Annotated in this window: 1 protein-coding gene and 1 tRNA gene; one reads left to right on the forward strand and one right to left on the reverse strand. The window is 31.0% G+C overall.

What is annotated here, in order from left to right; translation table 11 throughout:
- Positions 1-347: 347 nt before the first annotated feature.
- Complete coding sequence (locus AABL81_RS13520) at positions 348-506, forward strand: hypothetical protein (RefSeq protein ID WP_199269102.1); 159 nt, start codon at positions 348-350, stop codon at positions 504-506.
- A 125-nt stretch (positions 507-631) separates the two neighbouring features.
- Here the strand turns inward: AABL81_RS13520 and AABL81_RS13525 are convergent.
- Positions 632-713, reverse strand: a tRNA-Leu gene (locus tag AABL81_RS13525).
- Positions 714-912 lie beyond the last annotated feature (199 nt).

Raw genomic sequence — 912 nt, forward strand, 5'->3', positions numbered from 1 at the left:
CCAGGACCCCAACATTAAAAGTGTTGTGCTCTACCAACTGAGCTATCGAGTCATTGATAAACATTTATTTGTTTCTCAATTGCTGTGCAAAGGTAGCCTTTTTTGAAAACTACACAAACATAGATATCACTTTTTTTTAAAAAAAATTACCCAACATTTTAAACACCACAGTATGAGTAAATAAGACTATAAAATATTTTATGTTATTTATTACATTTAAAGAACAGTTTAAAAAACACCATTTAAGATGTTTATAACTCACTCAAATACATATATGACAAATATCATTTTAAATGTTAAATTTAATACATACCTTTATTGTTAAAATAACAAAAATAAAACATATTATGACTTTACACAACTTACCTCTTTACAACTTTGGTAACGGAACTTTTATGATCATTATCTTCGCATTAGTTTGTGTTGCCTTAGTTATCGCATTGTTCATGATGATGGGGAATTCGAAAAAAGTAAATGATGATGATGAAAAAACAGAAGAAAACTAAAAATAAAGCTACTTAATCACTTAAGTAGCTTTATTTTTTTACCGCCTTTTTTCTCAAAAAAATAACAAGAGTGTCTGTATAAAACAAAAAAAGACAACTGAATACATTCAATTGTCTTTTTTAAGTGACCGCGATCAGATTCGAACTGACACGTCTTGCGACACCACCCCCTCAAGATGGCGAGTCTACCAATTCCTCCACGCGGCCGGTAGTTATATATTCTTTATCCTAAAGTTATGAATAATATTTACTTTTCATTAAAGCAAGGCACAAAAATATTAGGCGCTTCATTTGAAAAATAAAAATACATCTTCTCTTCTATAAAACAGAAAAAGCTACTCCGTAAAGAGTAGCTTTGTGACCCGACTGGGGCTCGAACCCAGGACCCCAACATTAAAAGTGTTGT

The sequence above is a fragment of the Myroides sp. C1519 genome (genome assembly GCF_038039755.1).
Taxonomy (GTDB): domain Bacteria; phylum Bacteroidota; class Bacteroidia; order Flavobacteriales; family Flavobacteriaceae; genus Flavobacterium; species Flavobacterium phaeum_A.

What these genes read in the sequence shown, in the direction of transcription:
- AABL81_RS13520 (WP_199269102.1), top strand. Translation starts at nt 348, where the DNA reads ATGACTTTACACAACTTACCTCTTTACAACTTTGGTAACGGAACTTTT.